Annotated in this window: 14 protein-coding genes; 4 read left to right on the plus strand and 10 right to left on the minus strand. The window is 62.4% G+C overall.

Annotated elements, in window-relative coordinates:
- Positions 1 to 28 precede the first annotated feature (28 nt).
- The 8 genes from CAQUA_RS10290 to CAQUA_RS10325 form a co-directional block, all read right to left on the minus strand.
- On the minus strand, positions 29 to 736 hold the full coding sequence (locus CAQUA_RS10290; RefSeq protein WP_196825202.1) for a sirohydrochlorin chelatase: 708 nt from the start codon (positions 734 to 736) through the stop codon (positions 29 to 31).
- Complete coding sequence (locus tag CAQUA_RS10295) at positions 733 to 2,103, minus strand: sulfate adenylyltransferase subunit 1 (RefSeq protein WP_196825201.1); 1,371 nt, start codon at positions 2,101 to 2,103, stop codon at positions 733 to 735. Before CAQUA_RS10295 ends, CAQUA_RS10290 begins: the two co-directional genes overlap by 4 nt.
- Positions 2,103 to 3,068 carry a sulfate adenylyltransferase subunit CysD gene (cysD, locus tag CAQUA_RS10300; RefSeq protein ID WP_231375549.1) on the minus strand — a complete coding sequence of 322 codons (966 nt, stop codon included), beginning with the start codon at positions 3,066 to 3,068 and terminating at the stop codon, positions 2,103 to 2,105. Before cysD ends, CAQUA_RS10295 begins: the two co-directional genes overlap by 1 nt.
- Complete coding sequence (locus tag CAQUA_RS10305) at positions 3,061 to 3,846, minus strand: phosphoadenylyl-sulfate reductase (RefSeq protein WP_196825200.1); 786 nt, start codon at positions 3,844 to 3,846, stop codon at positions 3,061 to 3,063. The genes cysD and CAQUA_RS10305 overlap by 8 nt, the downstream gene beginning before the upstream one ends.
- Positions 3,846 to 4,103, minus strand: coding sequence for a hypothetical protein (locus CAQUA_RS10310; protein ID WP_196825199.1), 258 nt, complete (start codon positions 4,101 to 4,103; stop codon positions 3,846 to 3,848). The genes CAQUA_RS10305 and CAQUA_RS10310 overlap by 1 nt, the downstream gene beginning before the upstream one ends.
- On the minus strand, positions 4,100 to 5,899 hold the full coding sequence (locus CAQUA_RS10315) for a nitrite/sulfite reductase (protein ID WP_196825198.1): 1,800 nt from the start codon (positions 5,897 to 5,899) through the stop codon (positions 4,100 to 4,102). Before CAQUA_RS10315 ends, CAQUA_RS10310 begins: the two co-directional genes overlap by 4 nt.
- Before the next feature lie 727 nt (positions 5,900 to 6,626).
- Positions 6,627 to 7,682: a hypothetical protein gene (locus tag CAQUA_RS10320; protein ID WP_196825197.1), complete on the minus strand. Its 1,056-nt coding sequence runs from the start codon at positions 7,680 to 7,682 to the stop codon at positions 6,627 to 6,629.
- Between the two features lie 58 nt (positions 7,683 to 7,740).
- Positions 7,741 to 8,739 (minus strand): phage holin family protein, encoded by a 999-nt coding sequence (locus tag CAQUA_RS10325; RefSeq protein WP_196825196.1) that lies wholly within the window; start codon positions 8,737 to 8,739, stop codon positions 7,741 to 7,743.
- Positions 8,740 to 8,814: 75 nt separating this feature from the next.
- Between CAQUA_RS10325 and CAQUA_RS10330 the strand changes: the two genes are divergently transcribed.
- Positions 8,815 to 10,161 carry a pyridoxal phosphate-dependent aminotransferase gene (locus CAQUA_RS10330; RefSeq protein WP_231375548.1) on the plus strand — a complete coding sequence of 449 codons (1,347 nt, stop codon included), beginning with the start codon at positions 8,815 to 8,817 and terminating at the stop codon, positions 10,159 to 10,161.
- Positions 10,162 to 10,833: 672 nt separating this feature from the next.
- Here the strand turns inward: CAQUA_RS10330 and CAQUA_RS10335 are convergent.
- Positions 10,834 to 11,772, minus strand: coding sequence for a putative endonuclease domain-containing protein (locus CAQUA_RS10335; protein ID WP_196825195.1), 939 nt, complete (start codon positions 11,770 to 11,772; stop codon positions 10,834 to 10,836).
- A gap of 503 nt (positions 11,773 to 12,275) precedes the next feature.
- Here CAQUA_RS10335 and CAQUA_RS10340 point away from each other — a divergent pair.
- Genes CAQUA_RS10340 through CAQUA_RS10350 form a run of 3 tightly spaced genes read left to right on the plus strand, consistent with a single transcriptional unit; the run spans position 12,276 to position 15,126 of the window.
- Positions 12,276 to 13,688, plus strand: coding sequence for a Na/Pi symporter (locus tag CAQUA_RS10340; RefSeq protein WP_196825194.1), 1,413 nt, complete (start codon positions 12,276 to 12,278; stop codon positions 13,686 to 13,688).
- Between the two features lie 11 nt (positions 13,689 to 13,699).
- Positions 13,700 to 14,155 carry a hypothetical protein gene (locus tag CAQUA_RS10345; RefSeq protein ID WP_196825193.1) on the plus strand — a complete coding sequence of 152 codons (456 nt, stop codon included), beginning with the start codon at positions 13,700 to 13,702 and terminating at the stop codon, positions 14,153 to 14,155.
- Positions 14,152 to 15,126 (plus strand): phosphate ABC transporter substrate-binding protein PstS family protein, encoded by a 975-nt coding sequence (locus CAQUA_RS10350; protein ID WP_196825192.1) that lies wholly within the window; start codon positions 14,152 to 14,154, stop codon positions 15,124 to 15,126. The genes CAQUA_RS10345 and CAQUA_RS10350 overlap by 4 nt, the downstream gene beginning before the upstream one ends.
- Positions 15,127 to 15,233: 107 nt before the next feature.
- Here the strand turns inward: CAQUA_RS10350 and CAQUA_RS10355 are convergent, their stop codons facing one another.
- Positions 15,234 to 21,212, minus strand: a complete 5,979-nt coding sequence (locus CAQUA_RS10355; protein WP_196825191.1) for an Ig-like domain-containing protein — start codon at positions 21,210 to 21,212, stop codon at positions 15,234 to 15,236.
- Positions 21,213 to 21,486 lie beyond the last annotated feature (274 nt).

Here is a 21,486-nt window from a genome sequence, read left to right on the forward strand (position 1 = left end):
TTCATGACGTGTCCTTGAAGCGTTAGATTTACACCCTGACCAGGGCGTCTGCGTGCGCGAGTGCGCGGCTGTAGCGCGAAGCTACGACGGAAGCAAGATCCGCGCTCAATGGCGCGGAAGTCGAACCGGGCCACATTCGAAACGCCCGGTCGAGCAGCAGCCCCTCAGTGACGAAGAGCGGCAGCAGATGCGCGTCGTGCGCCGCAACATCCGCAAGATCACGCTTGCCGTGCCCCGTTGCGGGAATCGTTGTTACTTCAATGCCAGCACGCTTTTCGACGGCCGCCCCCAGCGCAACCGTCTTTTCCGCAGCGGCAACGGTGGATGTACCCACCGGATATAGAATGATGCGTGACGTTGTGTTTCCGCAGTCACGAAGTGCTCGGGCTGCGAGGAGATCCGCGATGTCATCGCCCTGTCCCAACCCATCGGCAGCTACCAGATCGACTCCGGTGATCGCTCGTGCTTCCGCGATCGCCTCCGGTACGTCGTGCGTGGCGTGGAATGCCTTGGTGAACAGAGTCGGCACAACCACCGCGGACTGGTAACCGTTCTCCGCGATACTCTGCGCCGCCGTCACCAGGTCAGGGGTATCAAATTCCAAGTGCGCGTCGGCGTAGCCACCTTCCGGCAGGCCCAGTACGTGCGCCGCCGCGCGGGTAAGAGCCGCCACACCCGGGCGCGCCTTCGGGTGGCGGGACCCGTGGGACAGCGTAATCAGTGCTGGGGCGTTCACCGCAGCCTCGTTCCCACCAGGCCAGCGGCGAGCGTGTTGCCGCTAGCCTGGTCAATCAGAAGGAAGTTGCCCACCGCCCCGCGTGCGGCGTAGTCCTCCACCGGCAGCTCCTGCGCGGTTTGAATGGTCACGTGCGCAATGTCGTTGAGACCAAATGCGTCCGGCGCGGTGTTGTCATCGTTGGATTCCACCGTGCCGTCGATGTCCAGCACGCGATCCACGCTTGCCACCCGGGCCCGCACCAGCGACGTGCCGTACCGCAATTTCACGGCCTGACCAGCCGCGACGTCCTTATCCGTCAGACCAACCACGGTGCCGTGGAACTCGCGCACCGTGTCCGGGAACGGCCCCGAGGCGAGGAGGTCACCGCGCACCAGATCGATGTCGTCTGCGAGCCTTAACGCAACCGCGTCCCCAGCTACATGCTTCTCGTTGGATTCATTTGTGCCGTTGGATTCATTTGTCTCGTTGGACGGACTTGTTCCGTCCAACCCGTCCGACGTGTCGATGTGCGTAACGGTGGTGGTGCGACCGTTCGGTGCAATGATTTGATCGCCCACGGCCACGGTGCCGGCGTTGATGGTGCCGGCGTATGCGCGGTAGTCGGTGGCGTGGTCGCGGAGGACGTATTGGATGTTGAAGCGGAACGGGAGATCTTGGGCGCGGCCGTGGTGAACCGGGATGGTTTCCAGCAGCTCAAGGATGGTTGGGCCTTCGTACCAGTCGGTCCCTTTTCCGGGCTCAGAGCCGTGGGAGCTGACAACATTGTCGCCCTTCAGCGCGGAAATGGGCACGGCGTATGGTTCAGCGATGCCGAGGTCCGCGCAGCGGCGCTCGAATTCCTCGCGAATGCTGTCGAAGACTTCTTGGGAGTAGTCCACGAGGTCAATCTTGTTCACGGCCAGGATCACGGTCTTGACGCCGAGCAGGCTCGCCACGGTGAGGTGGCGGACCGTTTGCGGCTTGACGCCGTCGCGGGCATCCACCAGCAGGACAACCACCTGAGAGGTGGACATGCCCGTGACGGTGTTGCGCGTGTACTGCTCGTGGCCTGGGGTATCGGCCAAAATAAAGGTGCGCTTGTCGGTTGCGAAGTAGCGGTAGGCCACGTCGATGGTGATGCCCTGTTCGCGTTCGGCGCGGAGGCCGTCGACAAGCAAGCTCAAATCAAGTCCGTCGAAGCCACGGTCGGCGGAGGTGCGCTCCACGCTGGCCAGCTGGTCCGCCAGCACAGATTTCGTGTCGTGCAGCAGGCGGCCAACGAAGGTGGACTTGCCGTCGTCCACGCTTCCAGCAGTGCAGAGCCTCAACGTGGCGCGGTGTGCAAGCGCTTCGCTAGCTTGCACAGAATTTCCAAAAGGACTCATCAGAAGTAGCCCTCCTTCTTGCGGTCTTCCATTGCGGATTCGGACAGGCGGTCGTCGGCACGCGTCGCGCCGCGCTCCGTCAGGGTGGACACGGCGAGCTCTTCTAAGACCTCGTCGATGGTGGTCGCCGTGGAGTCGACAGCCCCCGTGCAGCTCATGTCGCCCACGGTGCGGTAGCGCACGCGTCGCTTCTCGACGACCTCTCCCTCCCGCGGGCCACCCCACTCACCGGCGGTGAGCCACATGCCGTCGCGGGAGAAGACCTCGCGCTCATGGGCGAAATAGATGTCCGGAAGGCGGATGCCGCGGGCGCCGATGTACTCCCAGACGTCCGATTCCGTCCAGTTGGAGATGGGGAACACGCGGATGTTTTCGCCCGGGAGCTTCTCACCGTTGTAGAGATCCCACAGCTCAGGGCGCTGGCGGCGGGGGTCCCAGCCACCGAAGGAATCGCGGACGGAGAACACGCGCTCCTTCGCGCGGGCGCGCTCCTCATCGCGGCGCGCGCCGCCGAGCACTGCGTCGTAGCCGACCTCTGCAATGGTCTCCACCAGCGGAACCGTTTGCAGCGGGTTGCGCGTGCCGTCCGGGCGTTCCACGAGGTCACCGCGGTCGATCCAGTCCTGGACGTGGGCAACGCGCAGACGCGCACCGGTTTCTTCAACCAGCTCGTCGCGGAAGGTGATGACCTCCGGGAAGTTGTGCCCCGTATCCACGTGCAGTAGCTCGATCGGCGGTGTTGCGGGACCAAAGGCCCTGCGTGCGAGCTCAAACACCACGCACGAGTCCTTGCCGCCCGAGAACAGCAGGCCAATCTTGTCAAACTGCCCTGCGACCTCGCGCAGGATGTGAATTGATTCGTTTTCCAGATCCCGCAGGTGTGGCGAGAGCGCCACACCTGCGATGGAAGCGGACGCACCTCCGATGGGAGCGGACGCGCTCGCGGTGTTTACAGGATTAGCCATGGAGACCACACTCCGTCTTCGTCGAAAAGGCCCAGCGACCGGCGCGGGGATCTTCGCCGTCGGCCACGGGCAGCGTGCAGGTAGCGCACCCGATGGACGGGTAGCCCTGCTTGGTCAAGGGGTGGATAATCAAGTTTCTGTCCTCGATGTAGTCGTCGGTATCGTCCAAAGACCAGGTGATAATCGGGCTGATCTTCAACCGGCCCGTGGCATCCAGGCTCAGCGCCGGCGCTTGGGCACGGGTCGGGCCGTCGTCACGCCGAAGCCCCGTGACCCAGCCAACGTACGGCGAGAGGCTGACGGCGAGCGGCTCGACCTTGCGCATGCGGCAGCAGGCCGTGGGGTTAGAGCGGTACAGGTCACGGCCGTAGACGCGGTCCTGCTCGGCGCGCGACAAAATAGCGCGGGCACGCACCAAGTTATGGCGCGGGTAGCGGCGTTCGACGGCGTCGGCGACCTCCAGGGTCTCCGGGAAGTGGTACTCGGTGTCCAAAAACAGGAAGTCGGCGTCCGGCAGGTAGTTCTCGGCGAGCTCCGCCAGGACGGTGTTTTCCATACTCAAGGTCACGGCCAACTTGCCCGGCGCGTGCTCGTGCGCCCACTGAAGGATCGTCTGCGCGTCGGCGTCGTACAGCTTGTCGGCCCACTCGCTGACTAGCGCGGCGTTGGCTCGCGCGATGTCGTCGGGCAGCGGCGTGGTCTCCTTGGGGCCTTCGGGGCTTATGTCAGGATCGCGGCGCTCGCCCACGGCTCCCACGGATGTGAAGTTGAACGTCATCAGTCTTCCTTCCTCAACACTGCGTTGTGGCCATGCCGGGCCAGCGATTCCTGGAGTGCCTCACCGGTCGATTTCGCCTGCAGCGGCGCAACGTCCGGGTCGTCTTGCCCGTGGAACTTCACCTCGAAGATCCGCAGGCACTCGGTGCATTTCCATGCGAAATCGCTGGTCTCATCAGGGAAAAGCCCCTCGCCCGCGCAGTACGGGCAGAACACCGGGTGGTTGCGGTTCGCGTTTGGCGCGCGGCGGAAACTCATTTCAGGTCCTCCTCGTCGGCGCGGAGCACCCACTCACGGAAGATTTCGCCTTCATTTCGCTTATCGACGAAATTTTGCGCCACCCTGGTCACATAATCCCCAAGCTCGGTGGACAGGACCTTGTGGCCACGGATCTTGCGCCCGAAGTTGGCCTCGGTGCCGCCGTCGGAGGTTTCGCGGGTGATCGTGCCACCCAGGTGAACCTGGAAACCCTCGACCTTGTTGCCGTTTCCGTCATCCACCATCTGGCCCTTGAAACCGATGTCGGAGACCTGCGTGCGGGCGCACGAGTTCGGGCAGCCGTTCAGCGAAATTGTGATCGGGGAATCGAAGTCCGGGACGCGCTGCTCCAACTCGTCGACAAGCTCAATGCCCCGCGCTTTTGTGGTGACGTGGGCGAGCTTGCAGAATTCCAAGCCCGTGCAGGTGAGCATGCCGCGGCGGAATTCACTCGGCGCGGAGTAGAGGCCCATTTCTTGGAGGTCTGCGGCCAGGTCCTTGACCTTATCCGGCGCGACGTCGAGGAACAGGATTTCCTTGAACGGTGTGAAGCGCAGGCGGGTCAGACCGTAGGATTCAGCCAGGTCAGCGATAGCGATGAGCTGCTCGCCGGTGAGGTGACCCATCGTCGGCTTGACGCCCAGGTAGACGTTGCCGTCCTTCTGCTCATGGATGCCAATGTGGTCGCGGTCGATCAGGTTGTTCGGCGCCTTCGGGCCGTCGGGAAGCTTATAGCCCAAGTACTCGTCCTCGAGGACCTGGCGGAACTTCTCCACGCCCCACTGGGACACCAAGAACTTGATGCGCGCGCGGTTGCGCAGCCGGCGGTAACCGTAGTCGCGGAACAGCCCGACCACCGCTCCCCAGACCTCCGGGACCTGCTCGAGCGTGACAAACGCGCCGAGCGACTGCGCGAGCATCGGGTTTGTGGACAAACCGCCGCCCACGTAGCACTCGAAGCCGGGACCCAACTCGGGGTGCTCAACGCCGATGAATGCGATGTCATTGATCTCATGCACCACGTCTTGGCGAGCGTTTCCACTGATCGCGGACTTGAACTTACGCGGCAAGTTCTGGAACTCCTCGCGCAAAATGTAGTCATTCTTGATCTCCTCGATCGCCGGGGTAGCGTCGATGATCTCATCCTTAGCAATACCCGCCACCGGCGAACCCATAATCACGCGCGGCACGTCACCGCAGGCGTCCCAGGTGTTCAGGCCTACCGACTCAAGCTTGTCCCACATCGCCGGCGCATCCTCAATGCGCATCCAGTGGAGCTGAATGTTCTGGCGGTCTGTCAGATCCGCCGTGGACCGGCAGTAATCGCGGCTAATCTCGCCAACGGCGCGGGCTTGCTCGGTGGAGCACTGCCCACCGTCAAAACGCACTCGGACCATGAAGTACTCATCCTGGAGCTCCACGTTGTCCTTGCCCGTGTGCTCCCCACCCAGGTTCTGCTTGCGCTGCGTGTACATGCCCAACCACTTGAAGCGCGGGTACAGATCCTCTTCCGGAATCGAGGAAAAGCCCTGCTTGGAGTAGATATCAATGACGCGCTGCTTGACCTGCATCACTGGCTCCAGCTGCTTCAGTTCCTCATCGTGGTTCAGCGGCGCCTTGCCGTCGACCTTCCACTGGCCCTCCGGCTTTGGTTTGCGCGCTGGGCGCTCCCGCCTCGCCGGCCGCTCACTGCCAGTCCGCGCCGCCCTGCCAGCCCGGACAGTCGGGCTCTCGCCGCGGGCCGGGCGCTTGGCACCTTCCTCGATGGCTTCTGGGCTCGTGGTCGTGGTGGTCATGCAGTTTCCTCTTTATATACCGAGTTGTCTATTAATCAGCACATATTAACGTGACTTCACGAACGCTACACATACCGCTCGGTCCAATCCAACACGGCCAGCTCCTTCTTGCTTCACCTGCGTAGATTGATGAATTAAAATAGGTCTCACCCCACTGGCATGAACCACAGATGCCACAGTTTATAGACCGCTCTGTCTTTTTCTCGGCCACCGTGCCCCGACGCGGTTCGCCCGCTCCCCTAGCAGCCGCTCCCCCTGCCCCGGTCCCACCCCCTGCCGCTCCCCTCCCCCACTCCCTACGCCGGCCCCGCCTCTCTCCCCCTACCCCTAGTAGCCCCTAGCCAGTCCTGACGATCCTGACGATCCTGACAGTTTTCCCGGCGTGCGGAAGCAAAAGCCCAGTTCGGTTTCGCCGAAGTGTCACCATCGTCAGGCCTGGCCTTGGTCATCCATCTACCGCCGGCAGCATCCTGACGATGATGACACCTCTCCAGCACTAGTTGCCACGGAAAGCCGAAAACCGCAGGTCAAAAACCTGCGGTTTTCCTTATGGGTCGGCGGGGTGTCAACATCGTCAGGATGCCCGGTTGCAGGCTCGGTTGAGCGGCACCGGCCAGGCACAAAAAGCACCCCGCCACCTTGCGCTTGATACCTCATTGGATGCGCTGGCGAGCGGGGTTTGGCGCACGGGTCAGCGCGCCGCTTTCAAATGCTCTTCGCTGGGAAATTACTGGAACGGAGTGTAGCCCTCGGGGTGGTTGAAGTCTCCCGGCTGACCGTTACCTTGCTGGGGGTAACCAGGAGCTTGGCCGTAGCCACCCGACTGGCCGTAGCCCTGGGCCTGGCCCGGCTGCGGCTGCTGCGGGTAGCCCGGCTGTGGGTAGCCCGCCTGCGGCTGCTGCGGGTAACCCGGTGCAGCAGCGCCGTAGCCCGGAGCCTGGCCGACGCCAGGTGCGGCACCTACACCGTCGCGGTGGGAAGAAATCCAGCGGTAGATGAATGCTTCAAACAGGGTGATCACCGGCATAACCACCAGGACACCGAGTCCCAGCGTAAAAATAACCAGGAGAATGGAGATAAAGCCCATGGCGATGAACGCGAGAAGAATTCGCCAGTAGTGGGGTTTAACGTCCTCCCACGCTGCCTTGAAGGCGTCGACGGCAGAAGTCTTTCCGTCGACCGCGTACCACGGGATCATGTACAGGAATGGCATGAGGAAGAACTGGACCAGAAACAAGATCGTGCCAACGACAGCAACACCGGCATTCGGCTCGGGTACCTGGCCAGGACCAGACAATAACCCTTGAAGCAAGCCGACCAGGATGAACACTAGGATCGTCTGGCCCCAGGGCAGCCCTTGGGCGACGTTCCCAAACGTCGGCTTCACGCCGCGGGTGTCTTTGACCGCAGCGTTGTAGAGCAGCAAGCTGGCGAAGAAGGCCGCAATCATGGCCAGGAAAACGCCGCCGATCACCAGGCCCAATCCCGAGGATGCGAACAACGCCTTCGCGACGACATTCGGGTCACCGGATTGCCACGCGGACGCCGGGATCTGAGCAAACGCGGCTCCCATAGCGATTGCGCCCAGCACGATCGGCACCAGGGAAATCAGAAGGTAGACGTACCACTGGCTCGTGAAGAAGCGGCTGAAGCCGAAGCTGATTGCTTCACCAATAGGTAGTGGACCCTGCATAACAGTGAGCGGCTGGCCTGATTTACCGCTGGCCATAGGCTCTTGGCCATAGCCATCAAAGTTGTTTTGGGGATAAGAATTATATGTCATAGGCCCCATGCTACGCGCACATATCCAATGTCACAGGACCCAATATTTCTAAAGACTCTTACTGGGGCGGCTGCGGGTAACCGCTCGGCCCGCCGTACTGCGGCGGCTGCGGGTAGCCAGCCTGCGGGTAGCCAGCCTGGAATGCGACCGGGGCACCGCCGTTATTGGTAGCGACCCAGCGGTAGATGAACGTAACGCCGAGCACCGACAGCGGACCAACAAAGATCAGGCCGATGCCTAAGGTCAGGTAGGCCAGCGCCGTGATTACCACCTGCAGGACGAACAGTGCGGCCCAGACCCGGAAGAACTGTGGTTTCACGTCCGCCCACACGCGTTTAAAGGCGCCGGTAACGGTGGTTTTTCCATCGATTGGGTACAGCGGCAGCAACGACACGAACGGCGGGAGGACAAAGGAAACAACCAGCACGATCGGAACAACCAGAAACAGCAGGGCCGGGTGAATTGCTGCGGCTAGGCCGATGAGCAGGCCAAAAACCATGACAACGACCATCATTGCGCCGAATACCGCCGCATAGGCCCCGAGGCCTTTACCCCACGGCACGTCTTTAAAGACTCTGTCCCACGAAGGCTTTTCCCCATCCACATCCCGTAGGGCGGTGGTGCACAAAGCGACGTTGCAGAGAAAGCTGCACGCGATGATCAGCAGGTAAAACACCACGATCACCAGCATGTACGGGACACCGTACAGATCGATGGGGTTATCGGGCAGTTCCCTACCGGCACCCAACCCATCGTAGAAAAGGATGGGAACCACCAGCATCGCGGTCCAGATCAAAAGCGGGATGAATATCAGCGCCATCAGCCCGACGTACACGTGCCACTGACTAGTAAATAAGCGCTTAAACGCGAAAGGAATTGCATCCACAATCGGCAGCGGCCCACCGGGGAAATCAATCTTGCGCCCGGATTCGCTTTGCTGAGGCATCCCCTGCTGAGGCATCTGCTGGAACGCCCCCTGCTGGAATGCCCCTTGCTGGGGATAACCATACGGCTGTGGCCCACCCGGGGCCGGATTGAAATTGTTTGGCGTAGTCATACCTTCATTCTAAAAGCGCCCCGGACAACCTACACGGCCAAATAATCCCCAGGCAGGTTGTGCAACAATAGTCACATGGCTACCGACAAGAAGGCCCACGATTCCCAGGCCACGAACACCAACCCCGACACCACTCACACCACAGCGGACACGGTGGCGGCCGAGGGTGCGGGAAAGGGTGCCGTCGATAAGCGAAAGCCCTGCCGCCACTTCGATCAAGCAGAAAAGCTCAAGAACGTGGCCTATGACCTGCGCGGACCTGTCGCGCGGACGGCGGAGGAGATGGAGCTTGATGGCCACAACGTGCTCAAGCTGAACACGGGGAACCCCGGAATTTTTGGTTTCGACGCGCCGGACGTGATCATGCGCGACATGATCGCGAACCTCCCGCACTCCCAGGCGTACTCGACGTCGAAGGGCATCATTCCTGCGCGCCGCGCGGTGGTGACGCGCTACGAGGAGATCGAAAACTTCCCTGCCTTTGACATCGACGATGTCTACCTGGGCAACGGCGTGAGCGAGCTGATCTCCATGGTCACGCAGGCCCTGCTTAACGACGGCGACGAGGTACTCATCCCCTCCCCCGACTACCCGCTGTGGACCGCCGCGACCTCACTTTCTGGCGGCGTTCCGGTGCACTACCTGTGCGATGAGGAGGACGACTGGAACCCCTCGCTCGAGGACATTCGTTCCAAAGTCACCCCGCGCACCAAAGCCATCGTGGTGATCAACCCCAACAACCCGACCGGCGCAGTGTACTCGCGTGAAGTTCTCGAGGGGATCGCGGACATCGCGCGGGAGCACGAGCTCATGGTGCTTAGCGACGAAATCTATGACCGCATTCTCTACGACGACGCAAAGCACATCTCCATGGCTGAGATTGCCCCCGACTTGGTGACGGTGACGTTCAATGGCCTATCCAAGGCGTACCGCGTGTGCGGCTACCGCGCTGGCTGGATGGTCATTACCGGGCCGCGCCGACGAGCCGCCGGGTTTGTGGAGGGGCTGGACCTACTGGCGGGCACGCGCCTGTGTTCCAATGTGCCTGGTCAGCACGCTATCCAGGTCGCTCTGGGTGGGCGCCAATCCATTCTCAGCCTGACCCGCGACGGCGGGCGACTGAAAGAGCAGCGCGACATCACCGTGAAGAAACTGCGGGAGATCCCCGGCGTTTCCGTCGTCGAGCCGAAGGGCGCACTGTACTGCTTCCCCAAAGTGGACACCGAGATGTACAACATCCACGACGACGAGCGGTTCATGCTCGACCTTCTCAAATCCGAGAAGATCCTGATGGTCGGCGGCTCCGGCTTCAATTACCCCAAGCCCGACCACTTCCGCGTGGTCACACTGCCCTGGGCATCCCAACTGGAAAACGCCATCGAGCGCCTGGGCAACTTCCTCGCCGACTACCACCAGCACTAGCCCCAACCCGGGTTTCCCCCTCCCACGGCTCGATTCCTGACGATAGTGACACCACACCGACCCATAAGCGCAACTGCACGTTTTTGACCTGAGGTTTCAGAGTTTCCGCGGGAAGCGGCGGTTCGGAGGTGTCAACATCGTCAGGACGCCGGCGACGGCAACACCCAACTCCATCTAACTGGCCCGGCCAGCCCGTCAACCTCTCCACACCGGCCCGGATTCGCCTCCCCTGGCTCGAATCCTGACGATAGTGACAACACCTCGACCCATAAGCGCAACTGCACGTTTTTGACCTGCAGTTTCGGAGTTTCCGCGGAAAGCGACAGCTAGGAGGTGTCAACATCGTCAGGACGACGGCGGCGGCAACACCCAACCCATGCCGCCTGGCCCGGCCAGCCCGCCGACCTCTCCCCGCCGGCCCGGTTTCTCCCCTCCACGGCTCGAAGCCTGACGATAGTGACACCACCCCGTCCCATAAGCGAAACTGCACGTTTTGACCTGCAGTTTCCGAGTTTCCGCGGGAAGCGACGGCTCGAGCGTGTCAACATCGTCAGGGCGCCGGCGGCGGGGGTTGGGCGGCGGGAGTTGGGTCGAGGATGGGGGTTGGGTCGGGGTTGGGGGTCGGGGTTGGGGATGGGGGATGGGGGATGGGGGATGGGGGATGGGGCGGGGTTAGGCGGCGGGATCGAGGGTGTTCACCCGCATCCTTACCGCGGCCACGAGCGCTCCCGGCAAGGTTTCCAGCGTGCCGGCGGAAAAGCGGAGCACTAGCCACCCTTGCAATGTGCATTTCAGGCTGATGCTGGCGTCCTTGTCACGCTGGCTGCGCTGAAGGTGGTGCTCGCCGTCGTACATCAATCCGATCTTGAGCGCGGTTAAGGCCAGGTCAAAGATGGTGATCGGCCAATCGCTCCAGGTGGCTTCATAAATCGGGACCTGCTCACTGAGTTTCAGCCGCAGGTCTTCCAGTTGCGCGGCGGCCCATCGAATGTTCTCAGCGAAGGGGTCACGCATGTCGTCGCGGACAAGTTTTAAAGGAAAGCTTTCGGGGCCTTCCAGGATGGCTCGGGAGATGATGCGCATCTCGGTCTCTTTTGGTGAGTCTGCTTTTCCGCTGGACAGCTGCAAAATTTTCCTAATCCATCTGCTATTGAGCCTCCCCTTGGCAGCTTCTTTGATCATGGTGGGGGTGAAGCCGAAATGGTTGGAGGAGGCGTCGATAAGCGAAATTGCGCGAAAGGCAAGGTCATCCGCGACCCAACTGGGGACCTCCCACGCGTGAACGCCATCGCGGAGGTCTTGAAGGGCCTCGATGAGGGCATCGAGGGGGCGGCTGGCGGTGATGGCGCGGTCCTGCCAGCGAACGGTCCATGTTGATTTGAGCTTGCGACGGCGAACGAGGGCACTTTTCATGGCCGGGAACTGGGTTTTTTCGACTTCGCCAATAAGTGTGGCGTCGCAACCTTTGGAGAAAAAGCTGAGGCCGTAGATCGCCAGGGCGCTGAGCCCAGACACGACGCAGCCGGGGTTTTCCAGTGCCGCGGCCACTGCGCGCAGGCCGGCGGGGAGTACGTAGGCGTGCTTGCGGGGGTGGAGCTCGGCATCGCGCATGGCCCACTCCATCGGGCGAGGTTCCACGCCGATGGCGAAGAAGGTTCGGGAGGCGCGCGGGCCACCGCCGGTGGTGGTGAGTTGGCCTGGGACGAAAGGGGTGATGTCGACGCCGTCGTGGAGCGTAATTGGCCGGGGAGCGTGTGAGGAAGATGGAAACTGGTAAGTATTCATATCCATTGGACTCCAAAGGATGGCCTCGGGTTCCCTCGGAGGGGGAAAAATTTTGGAATCCCTGAATTTGTTTACACCGACCACACTTATTAGCCGGATTGCACGTTTTTGACCAGCGTTTTTAGGGTTTCCGCGGCAACTACCCGGTGCTGAGTGTCAGGATCGTCAGGATGGCACGGGGGCCGCGAGAGGGATGGCAGGGCGCAGGCGGAACAGGTCGTGTGCACCAATGGTTTCCCTAGTGTTTACCAAGGTTTCACACAGGTTTGGCATGGCTTATGTAGGGTCAAGGAGATCGTTGCCAGATTTCGACAACAGATTGGGTGATCATGAGCACAGCGACAGGCCCCGGCCGGGGCAAAAAGCGCGGGACATCCGCGGTCGACGACCAATACGTCGAGCTTGAAGACCGCGACGACCTGGGTATCAACAAGACCCAGCGCGGAACCCTCGAGGACGACTTCAAGAACTCGGACCGCTCCCGCAAATTCGACCACAGTGATAAAGACAGCGATAAAGAAGACAAGAACAAAGAAGACGCCGACGGCTTCGCGGACGGGGACGACGGGGAAAAGAAGGACCCGCTAGGCTTCCTCCCGTTTGAGGGCACGGCTAAGAAGGTCGCCGAGTGGGTCTCGGTGGCTCTGGCCGTGTGGCTGCTGCTCAACGCGGTGGGCATGATCGGCTCCGGCTTCAAGACCGCCGCCGGCGACCAGGCTGAGCAGCTGTTCTCCTTCGCCGAGAACCCGTTTGTGGGTCTGGCCATCGGTATCATCACCACGGCGATCATTCAGTCCTCCTCGACAACGACGTCGATCGTGGTGGGCATGATCGCCGGTGGTCTGCCGCTGGGAATTGCGGTGCCGATGCTGTTCGGTGCCAACATCGGTACGTCGGTGACGTCCACCCTGGTCGCGGTTGGTCTGTCCGGTAACAAGAAACAGTTCCGCAACGCCTTCTCCATGGCGACGGTCCACGACTTCTTCAATCTGCTTGCCCTGCTGATTTTCTTCCCGCTCGAGCTGTTCTTCGGCGTGCTATCGAAGTCGGCGTCGGCCATCGCGCCGTCGTTGAGCGGTTCGGGCGACAACCTGTTTGCGCGCATCTTTGAGGCGGTCGGTGACTTCATCGACCTCATCACGGAGCCGCTAGTGAGCCTCACGGAGAACATCGTGAGCCCGCTTGGCGACGTCTGGGGAGGCATCATCCTCGCCCTCGTCGGTGTGGGATTGATCCTGCTTTCGATCAGCTTCATCGGTAACATGCTGTCGTCGCTTTTGGTGGGCAAGGCCCAGGAGATGCTGCACGCAGCTCTTGGCCGCGGTACCTTCACCGGCGCACTGTCCGGCGCGCTGATCACGGCGTTTGTTCAGTCCTCCTCCACCACCACCGCGCTGACCGTTCCGCTCGCCGGCTCCGGCAAGTTCGAGGTGCGCCAGCTCTTCCCGTTCGTGGTCGGTGCAAACATCGGTACCACGGTCACTGGCCTTATCGCGGCGTTCTCCGCCACGGGTGTGGAGGCGACGGCCGCTATGACCGGTGCGCTGGTCCACACGATGTTCAATGTGTTTGCGGCCGTGACCATCCTTGGCTTGCCGTTCCTGCGCAAGCTGCCACCGGCCGGCTCCGACTGGCTGGCACGCCGCGCCGACGAGAACAAGCTGTTCGTCTTCCTGTGGGTCGGCGGCGTGTTCTTCGTCATTCCGCTCTTGGCCGTCTTCATCAGTAACATGCTCACCTAAAAGGAGATCTCATGACTAACCAACCCAACTTGGACCAAGACCTCTCCGACCAGGCAGAGGCAATGATCCGCAACAACGCCACCGACGACGATCTTCAGGCTCTGCTCACCGAGCTCGAAGAAACGGTCGCCGTTGTCCGCACCGAAATCGATGCACGCTCGCGCTTGCTTAACGACGACGCTTCGGCGGCCTTCGCCGCCGAAGCGGAGGCTGGTACTGCTGCGGGTACCGAAACTGGTGTCGAGGCCGGTACCGTCGCCGCAACCGATGCAGAAACTGGCGCCGGCCTGGCGGCGGGGGCTGAGGCGGAGGCTCCGGTCGTCGATAAGCATGGGCTCAGCCAAGAACAACTTGATGAGCTCGACAAAGTGCCGTACTACATGACCAACCTGCGGGGCCGCTGGTCGAGCCTGTTCGACCTGCTGCATGAGTTCCGCAACGAGATGCGGGAGGGCCGCGCGAAATGAAACGCACATTAGTAAAGGTCGCGGCGCCGGTGGCGGCATTGGCGCTGCTCGCTGGCTGCGCGAACCAGACCGAAAGCGGCAGCTCCGACGCCGGTAACGCGGAAAGCGACGGCGCGAAGCAGATTGTCGCGACGGGTTCCGCTACCGTCGAACCGATCTCCCGCTACATCGCTGAGCGCTACAACCACGATGTTTCGATTGAGGGCATCGGCTCCACCGACGGCTTTGAGAAATTCTGCGCAGGCGAGGCAGACATCAACGACTCCTCTGTGCCGATCCCCGGCGCGGGCGAACCCGTCGACTTCCAGAAGAAGTGCGCCGACGGCAACGTCGAGTACATCGAGCTTCCGATTGCGCTGGACGCGATCACGATCGTGAAGAACTCGCGCAATGACTGGGCCAACGACCTGACGCTGGATGACCTGAAGAAGATCTGGTCCACCGACTCCAGCGTGACCAAGTGGTCCGACATCAACCCCGAATGGCCTGATGAGGAAATCACCCTCTACGGCCGTGAGGCTGGTTCCGGTACCCGCGGCGTGTTCCTGACCACCGTGCTGGGCGACGCGGAGCTGCGCGACGACGTGAAGGAGACCGACGACATCCAGGAGCTGTCCAAGTGGGTGGCTGAGGATGAGTACGGGCTTAGCTTCATGGGCATCGGTAACTACCTGGCCACCGAGGGCGAGGTGCGCGACCATATCGACAACGTCACCGTTGACGGCATCGCCCCAAGCCTGGAAAACACCCGTGACGGTTCCTACCCGCTGGCGCGTCCGCTGTTCATCTACGTGAACAAGTCCGCCACCGACCGCGCCGAGGTGGATTCCTACGTGCGTGACTACCTCGACAAGGTCGAGACCATCCTGCCGCGCGTTTACTTCTACCCGCTGCCGCAGGAAGAATACCCGGCTAGCGCCAAGCGTTACGCTGACCGCGTCACCGGCCCTGACACCCGCTGGAACAACTAACCTCATGCATTCCGGCGGACGGCTTCGGCAGACACGCCAAAGGCCCCGACCAAGGCACACAGTGTTTTAAGGTTGCCTTGAGGTCGGGGCCTCATGCGCTAAAGCGTTTAGTTGCTTGAGCCGGAACTCTTGTCAGTATCTTCAGCGCCGGAAGAGCCGGATGAACCAGAGGCCCCAGAGGACCCGGTCTTCTTCTGCAAGGTCAGCTTGCCGCTGGCATCCTTTTGGATATCAAGCGCGGTCTTCGCTTTGCCCACGTCGTTGGAGCACCAGTCGTACAGCACCGCGGACAGAGCAGCGATGGCGATGATGCCGCCGATCACCTGGCCAGCCTCTCGCACACCGGGTTGGTTTGCAAAGGCACCGAACTGGCGGTTGATGGCGTCCACCTGGGATGCAATCTGGCGGTTGATGGCGTCCACCTGGGATGCAATCTCGCGGAACTGGTCGTTGTCACACCCGCCGTGGCCACCGTGTCCCCAGTCCGGGGTGTTGCGGCGAACCTGCTCGCTAATCTGACGGTTCACAGCGTCAACCTGCTCGCTGATCTGACGGTTCACAGCGTCAAGCTGCGCGTGGAACTGGCCCATGTACGGCTCCATCAGTTTGCCACCGATGAATCCCAGCAGGCCGATCGGCAGCAGCCACGCGATTGGCGAGCGCACCGCGTTACCGAAGCAGCGCTCCGCAACCGTCTTCGCATCGGAAGAACCGCCCTCACCCTCAGCCTTGCCGCTGGAACCCGACTTCGCGGTGGTCGTCACAGTCGTCGGCGTCGCAGTTTCCGTGACCTTCTGCGTTTCGGTAGCCTTCTGCGTTTCCGTAACCTTCGTCGTCTCACTCACCGCCGGCAGCGCGCCCTCGACGTAGGTGCCCTGAATGCGCATTGGCGTCACAACGATCGCCCCATCGGTCCGCTTGTACTCCACCTGAACCGGGGTGACCGGGCCGGTGAAGTTCGGGTTCGGAATAAAGGCCACGATGCCGCCGTCGAGGATCTTCCACTCGCCCTGACCAGGCACCTTCATGCTCTTGCCGTCCTGAGACACAATCGCGCCCGTCACCGGGGTGAAGTACATCGACGCAGTGTCAATGTCGGCGTCCTGCGGCTTCACAGCAAACGCGTTGCCCTTCACCGCGGTGAACTCGATCGTGGATCCCTCCACCTTCACCTGGGTGTTCTTCGACGGAACCTCGATCGTCGTGGTGGTCGCGGGAGGCGTCACAGTCACGGTATTCGGAGCAGGCGTAACGACGACCGTCGGCGGCACCACAGTCACCGTCACCGGATCGGCCTGGTGCGTCACCGTCGTGGTGACTGGCTCCGGCGTGTGCACGACCGGCGAGGCAGTCACCGTCACCGGTTGGCCGTTCACCGTCGTGGTCACCGGGGCTGGCGTCAAGGTGACCGGGGTCGGGGTGATTGTCACCGTCTGGGTGGCGCCCGTGACCTCTACCGTCGTGGTCACCGGGGCCGGCGTCACGGTTACGGGATCCTGCGTCACCGTTGTTGTCAACGGATCGGCCGTCACTGTAACAGGGACCTTTTCAGTGGTTCGCTCTGTGGTCCTTTCTGTGGTCCTTTCGGTGGTTGTCGCAGTCGCCGTTTCCGTCGCCGTCGCGGTCGCGGTGTTGGTCGTGGTCGTGGTCTTGCACACGACCGGCTGGTACGTGGTGGTCACGCTCGCGCCGGTTGCCGTAGTTGCCTTCACTGTCACCGGATCCGGGGTGCCGGTGAAGTCCTTCGCCGGTGCGAAGGTGACCACGCCCGTCTTCTCATCGATCGTGTAGGTACCCTCGGCCGTCTCTACCTTTCCGCCGACAGCATCAGGCAGCGAGTAGGTGATGTTCCAGGTACTCGGGAACGACGGGAACATCTCCTTACCGGTCTTCGATGTTTGCGCTTCGTTCACATCGCCAGTGCTTACCGACGGAGAGACCTTCGGCTCGCGGTAGTACCCCGTCACCGTGCCCGTGTCGGCGGAGAACACACCGTTAGTGTTCTTCGCGGTGTAGTTGACCGGGGTCGGGGTTCCGAAGAAGCCTTCCACCGGCGTGAAGGTGAAGGTGCCGTTGTTGTCGACGGTCCAGGTGCCCTGGCCGTCGATCTTGAGTTCCTTACCGGCCGGCTTCCCGTCAGGACCGATGAACTCGACCGTGGACTTGTCAATGCTATCGAGGTACTTCGGTGTGACCTTCAACGGTGCACCAACGTTAGCGATGGCGGACGCGTCGTTCAGGTGCACGTCCACCGGCTCGACGACTGCGGTGTACCTTGCCGTCGGTGTGCCCTGGGCGTTGACGATGCCGATGCCTACCGACTGCGCCGTACCCACGAATGTCGGGTCCGGGGTAAACGTGACCTGGCCGGTCTTCGGATCGATGGTGTACGTGCCCTCGCCCGCGACGGTGAGGGTGTTGTTCTCCGCCGGGGTGCCGTCCGGGGCAAACAACCCGAAGACTGCCTGGTCCCACCAGGTGGCCTGGGCGATGTTCGGGAACATCTCCTTCGCAGTGAGACCCTGGTCTTGGCGGTTCTTGTCGTCGGAGTGCTGCGTCACGCCCTGCAGATTGGTCGTGACAGCCGACGTCGGATCCGGCGTGGGGTAGAACGCCGAGATCTGGCCGGGCACCTGTGCAGGGATACCGTCGAAGTTGGTGGCGGTGTAGTCGATGGGGGTCGGGCTGCCCACAAACGCGCCGCCCTCACCGTCAGGTCCCTGCGGAGTGAAGGTGAAGTAGTTGCCTTGCTTATCGACGGTCCATGTGCCCTCGCCTGGCACAACCAGCGTCTTGCCGTCTTCGGAGAGCGTGCTGCCTTGCGGCGCGATGATCCGGATCGTGCTCTTGTCCACCGTCGTGTCCAGGTACTCCGGGGTGACCGTGATCGGCTGCCCGATGCGGGTGGCCTTGGCGTAGTCGGACGGGATCTCAACGCGCACCGGCACCACGAACGGCTGGTAGGTGCTGGTCATCTCGGCCGGCTGGCCGCTTGCATCCCTGAGGCCGACGGTCTGGATCTGCACCTCGGGCGCCTGGCCGGTGAAGCCCTTCTCCGGCTCGAACTTCACGGTGCCCTTGTCCGGGTCGATGGTGTAGGTGCCCACACCGTCGACCGTAAGAACATTGCCGGTTGCACCTACGAGCTGGAACTTCACCGGGCTGCTGGCCTTGCCGTACCAATCTCCGGGCAGGTTCGGGAACATCTCGGCAGGGGTGCGGCCGGTGTCGTTCGCGTTCTTGTCGAAGCTGTTCTGGGCGGTGCCCTGCGGGCCGACGGTGGTGGCGGGGACCGTGATGGCCGCCGGGTAGGTGATGGTCACACCACCGGTGTCGGTCACCGTGCCGCCGTCGGTGGCCGCGGCGGTGTAGAGCACGCTCACCGGCGTGCCGACGAATCCCGGTACCGGTGTGAAGGTGAATTCGCCCGTCGTTGGGTCGACGGCCCAGGTGCCTTGTCCCGGGATGTCCAGCGTCTTGCCGACGGGGTTGCCGGCAGCGTCGAGAAGCTGCACGCTCTTCGGGTCGATGGTGGTGCCGTAGTCCGGGGTGGCCGATCCCGGCTGGCCGAGCGGCGCCGAGTTGGTGGCGGACGGCAGCGTGTACGTGCGGTCTTCAACGGTCGGGATGTACTGCGCAATGAGCGTCGAGTTGACCTTCGTGCCGTTGGCAGTGGTGTTGATGGCCTGAATCTTCACCCCGCCCGCCTGCTTCGAGGGCTGGCCGCCAAGGAACCCGGCGTCCGGGGTGAACGAGACCACGCCGGTGGCGGGATCGATGGTGTAGGTGCCCTCGCCATCGACGGTGAGGGTGTCGACGAGGTTGGTGCCGTCGACAAGCTTGAACTGGATCGGCGCGTTGAACCAAGCCTCGGGAAGGCCCGGGAAGAGCTCCGCGGTGGTCTTGCCGGCGTCGCCCGGGGAGTTCAGGTCGGTTGATTTCTGGGTGTCGGTCGGGCCGCCGATGGTGGTGGCGGTACGGGTGACCAGCGGGTTGTAGGTAACCGTGACGGTGGACGGCTCGCGGGCCGCGATACCGTCGACACTCCGCGCGGTGTACTTCACCGGTGCCGGGTTGCCCAAAAAGCCCGCAACCGGGGTGAAGGAGAACTCACCGGTCGCAAGATCGACGGTCCAGGTGCCCTGGCCATCGACGGTGAGGGTGGTGCCGACGCGGTTGCCGGAGCCGTCGATAAGCGAAATGCTCTCGGTGTCGATCTTCGGCAGGCCGGCGATCGCGTAGTCCGGTGTGGCCTTGAGCGTGTCGCCGACGTTGCCGTTGGCGAACGCGGGCTGGAGGTACACGTTCGAGGCGGTAACCACGGGTAAGTAGGAGCCGTCCGCGCCGCGCTCCTGGCCGTTCGCGGTGGTGAGGTTGGCGATGCGCACGCCGACCTCCGGTGCCGGGCCGACGAAGAACGGATCCGGGGTGAAGGTGACCTCGCCGGACGCGGCGTCGATGGTGTAGGTGCCAATGTGGTCGTACTTCAGAGCGGTGTTCGGTGCGACAACGTCGCCGTTCCTGGCTACAAGCTGGTAGGTGAACGAGCTGTACCAGTTGGTGGGATACCCCGGGAACATCTGCTGGGCGGTCAGTCCGCGGTCGCCCTCGGAAGTGGTCCTGTCGGTGGACTTCTGCGTCACGCCCTGGGTGCCGAACGTCGTTGCCGGGCGACCGTCCGGCACGAAGTAGTCGACGGTGAGCGTGGCCGGGTCCGCCTGGATACCAGCGGTGTTTTTCGCGGTGTATTTCACCGGGGTCGGGTCACCGATAAAGCCGACCTGCGGGGTGAAGGTGACGGTGCCATCAGAGTTGACTTGCCAGGTACCCTCGTTCGCGACGGTGAGGGTCTTGCCGGCGGTCGTGCCGTCCGGGTTCAGCAGCTCAACGGTGTCCGTGTTGATCGCCGGTGCGCCGTCAGCCTGCGCGTAGTTCGGGCGCAACGTCACGGCGCGGCCGACCTGGTTCTGCGCTGCGACGTCCTTGAGCTGCACCGACGGCTTGGTCACCGCCGGGGTGTAAGTCGTCGTGACCTCAGCGCGCGAGGGGTTGTTGTCGTTGATCGTGTGCGCGGGGCGGGTGACACCGTAGGCCATGACGCGGCCGTTGCCATCCACCGTGTTGGTGGTCATGTTGGACACGATCACGCGGATCGGGGTGGCTTGCTTGGTCGCCGGGTCCCCAGTCTTGAAGAAGTCGTTGTTCGGGGTGAACGTGACCTCGCCGGAGTCCGGGTTAATCGTGTACCGGCCCTCGGTGGTGTTCAGCTCGGTGGTGACGTAGCCGACGTAGTTGCCGTCTGCGTCGGTGGCGAAGTCCGAGCCCGCGATCGTCGCCTTGGCCGCGATCGGGTCGTTCCTGTCCACCTGGAATGCATAACTCGCCTGATAGTCCCAGATAATGCCATCGGTGACACCTTGGAACGCGGTCCTGGCCTGCACGGTCTGAGCGGTGCCGAGCGCACCCGTAGACGTGAGCGGGGTGGTGGTCTTGCCTGGCAGGCCGGTGGTGGCGTAGTCGTACTGCGGCGCGGGCTGCCCGCCGGGCTTCAACGGGTCGATCTGGATCGGCAGCGGAGGGGCGTAGCCGATGTAGCCCGGCGCGGGGTTCCAGGTCACCTGGAACATGGAGCTTTGGGAGATGTAGGTCCATTCGCCAAGCTGAGTCGTAATCTTGTTGGAATTGCTGAACGGATCTGGGCGCACAGCAGACGTAAACCCATTGCGGTAGATCGTCTGATTGGTGGGATCCCAGATGGTCAGCGGAACGGGGCTTCCCCACTGGTCGTAGGTGCCGGTCTTCGCGATGCCGTCCTTTTCGACGGCGTCCAGGCTCAGGTACAGGGTACCGTAGCGGGTGACGTTTTGCTTGACAGTGGTGTTCCACGGCACGGATGCCGGGTTCTGGTCGTCGTATGTGACGGTGGTGCCCTGGACGGTGCGCGTCGCGGCATCCGCTGCGGGGAGGGAAATCGTGTTCGGCGCAACCACCTGCACGGTGGTCAAGCCCACGATGGCAACGGTCGCGGCGCTCATAACTCGCTTTGAGAGGGACATGCGCCCACGGGACGGCTGCTCAGTGTTCATGAAAGTGTCCATTTCTGTACGTCGATATTCGACGGATATTCTACGTGTGAAAAGACACTTTGTAAACCTAAATTTCCTGCTGAGGGCTTTTCTAAGCTGCGCTAATCCACTTTCCCAGCACTGATTTTTATTTGCATTCTGCCCGTCACGGGCGGGGCCGTTTGAACCGCGAATCTTGTGTCCGCGGCAGCCCTTCCGTGTGATTATTCACCGCAGCGGGGCGCTGCGTTACCCCCTGGCTTAGTTCACAGGGAAATGACCTCTAACCCGATAC

This window comes from Corynebacterium aquatimens (assembly GCF_030408395.1).
Taxonomy (GTDB): Bacteria; Actinomycetota; Actinomycetes; order Mycobacteriales; family Mycobacteriaceae; genus Corynebacterium; species Corynebacterium aquatimens.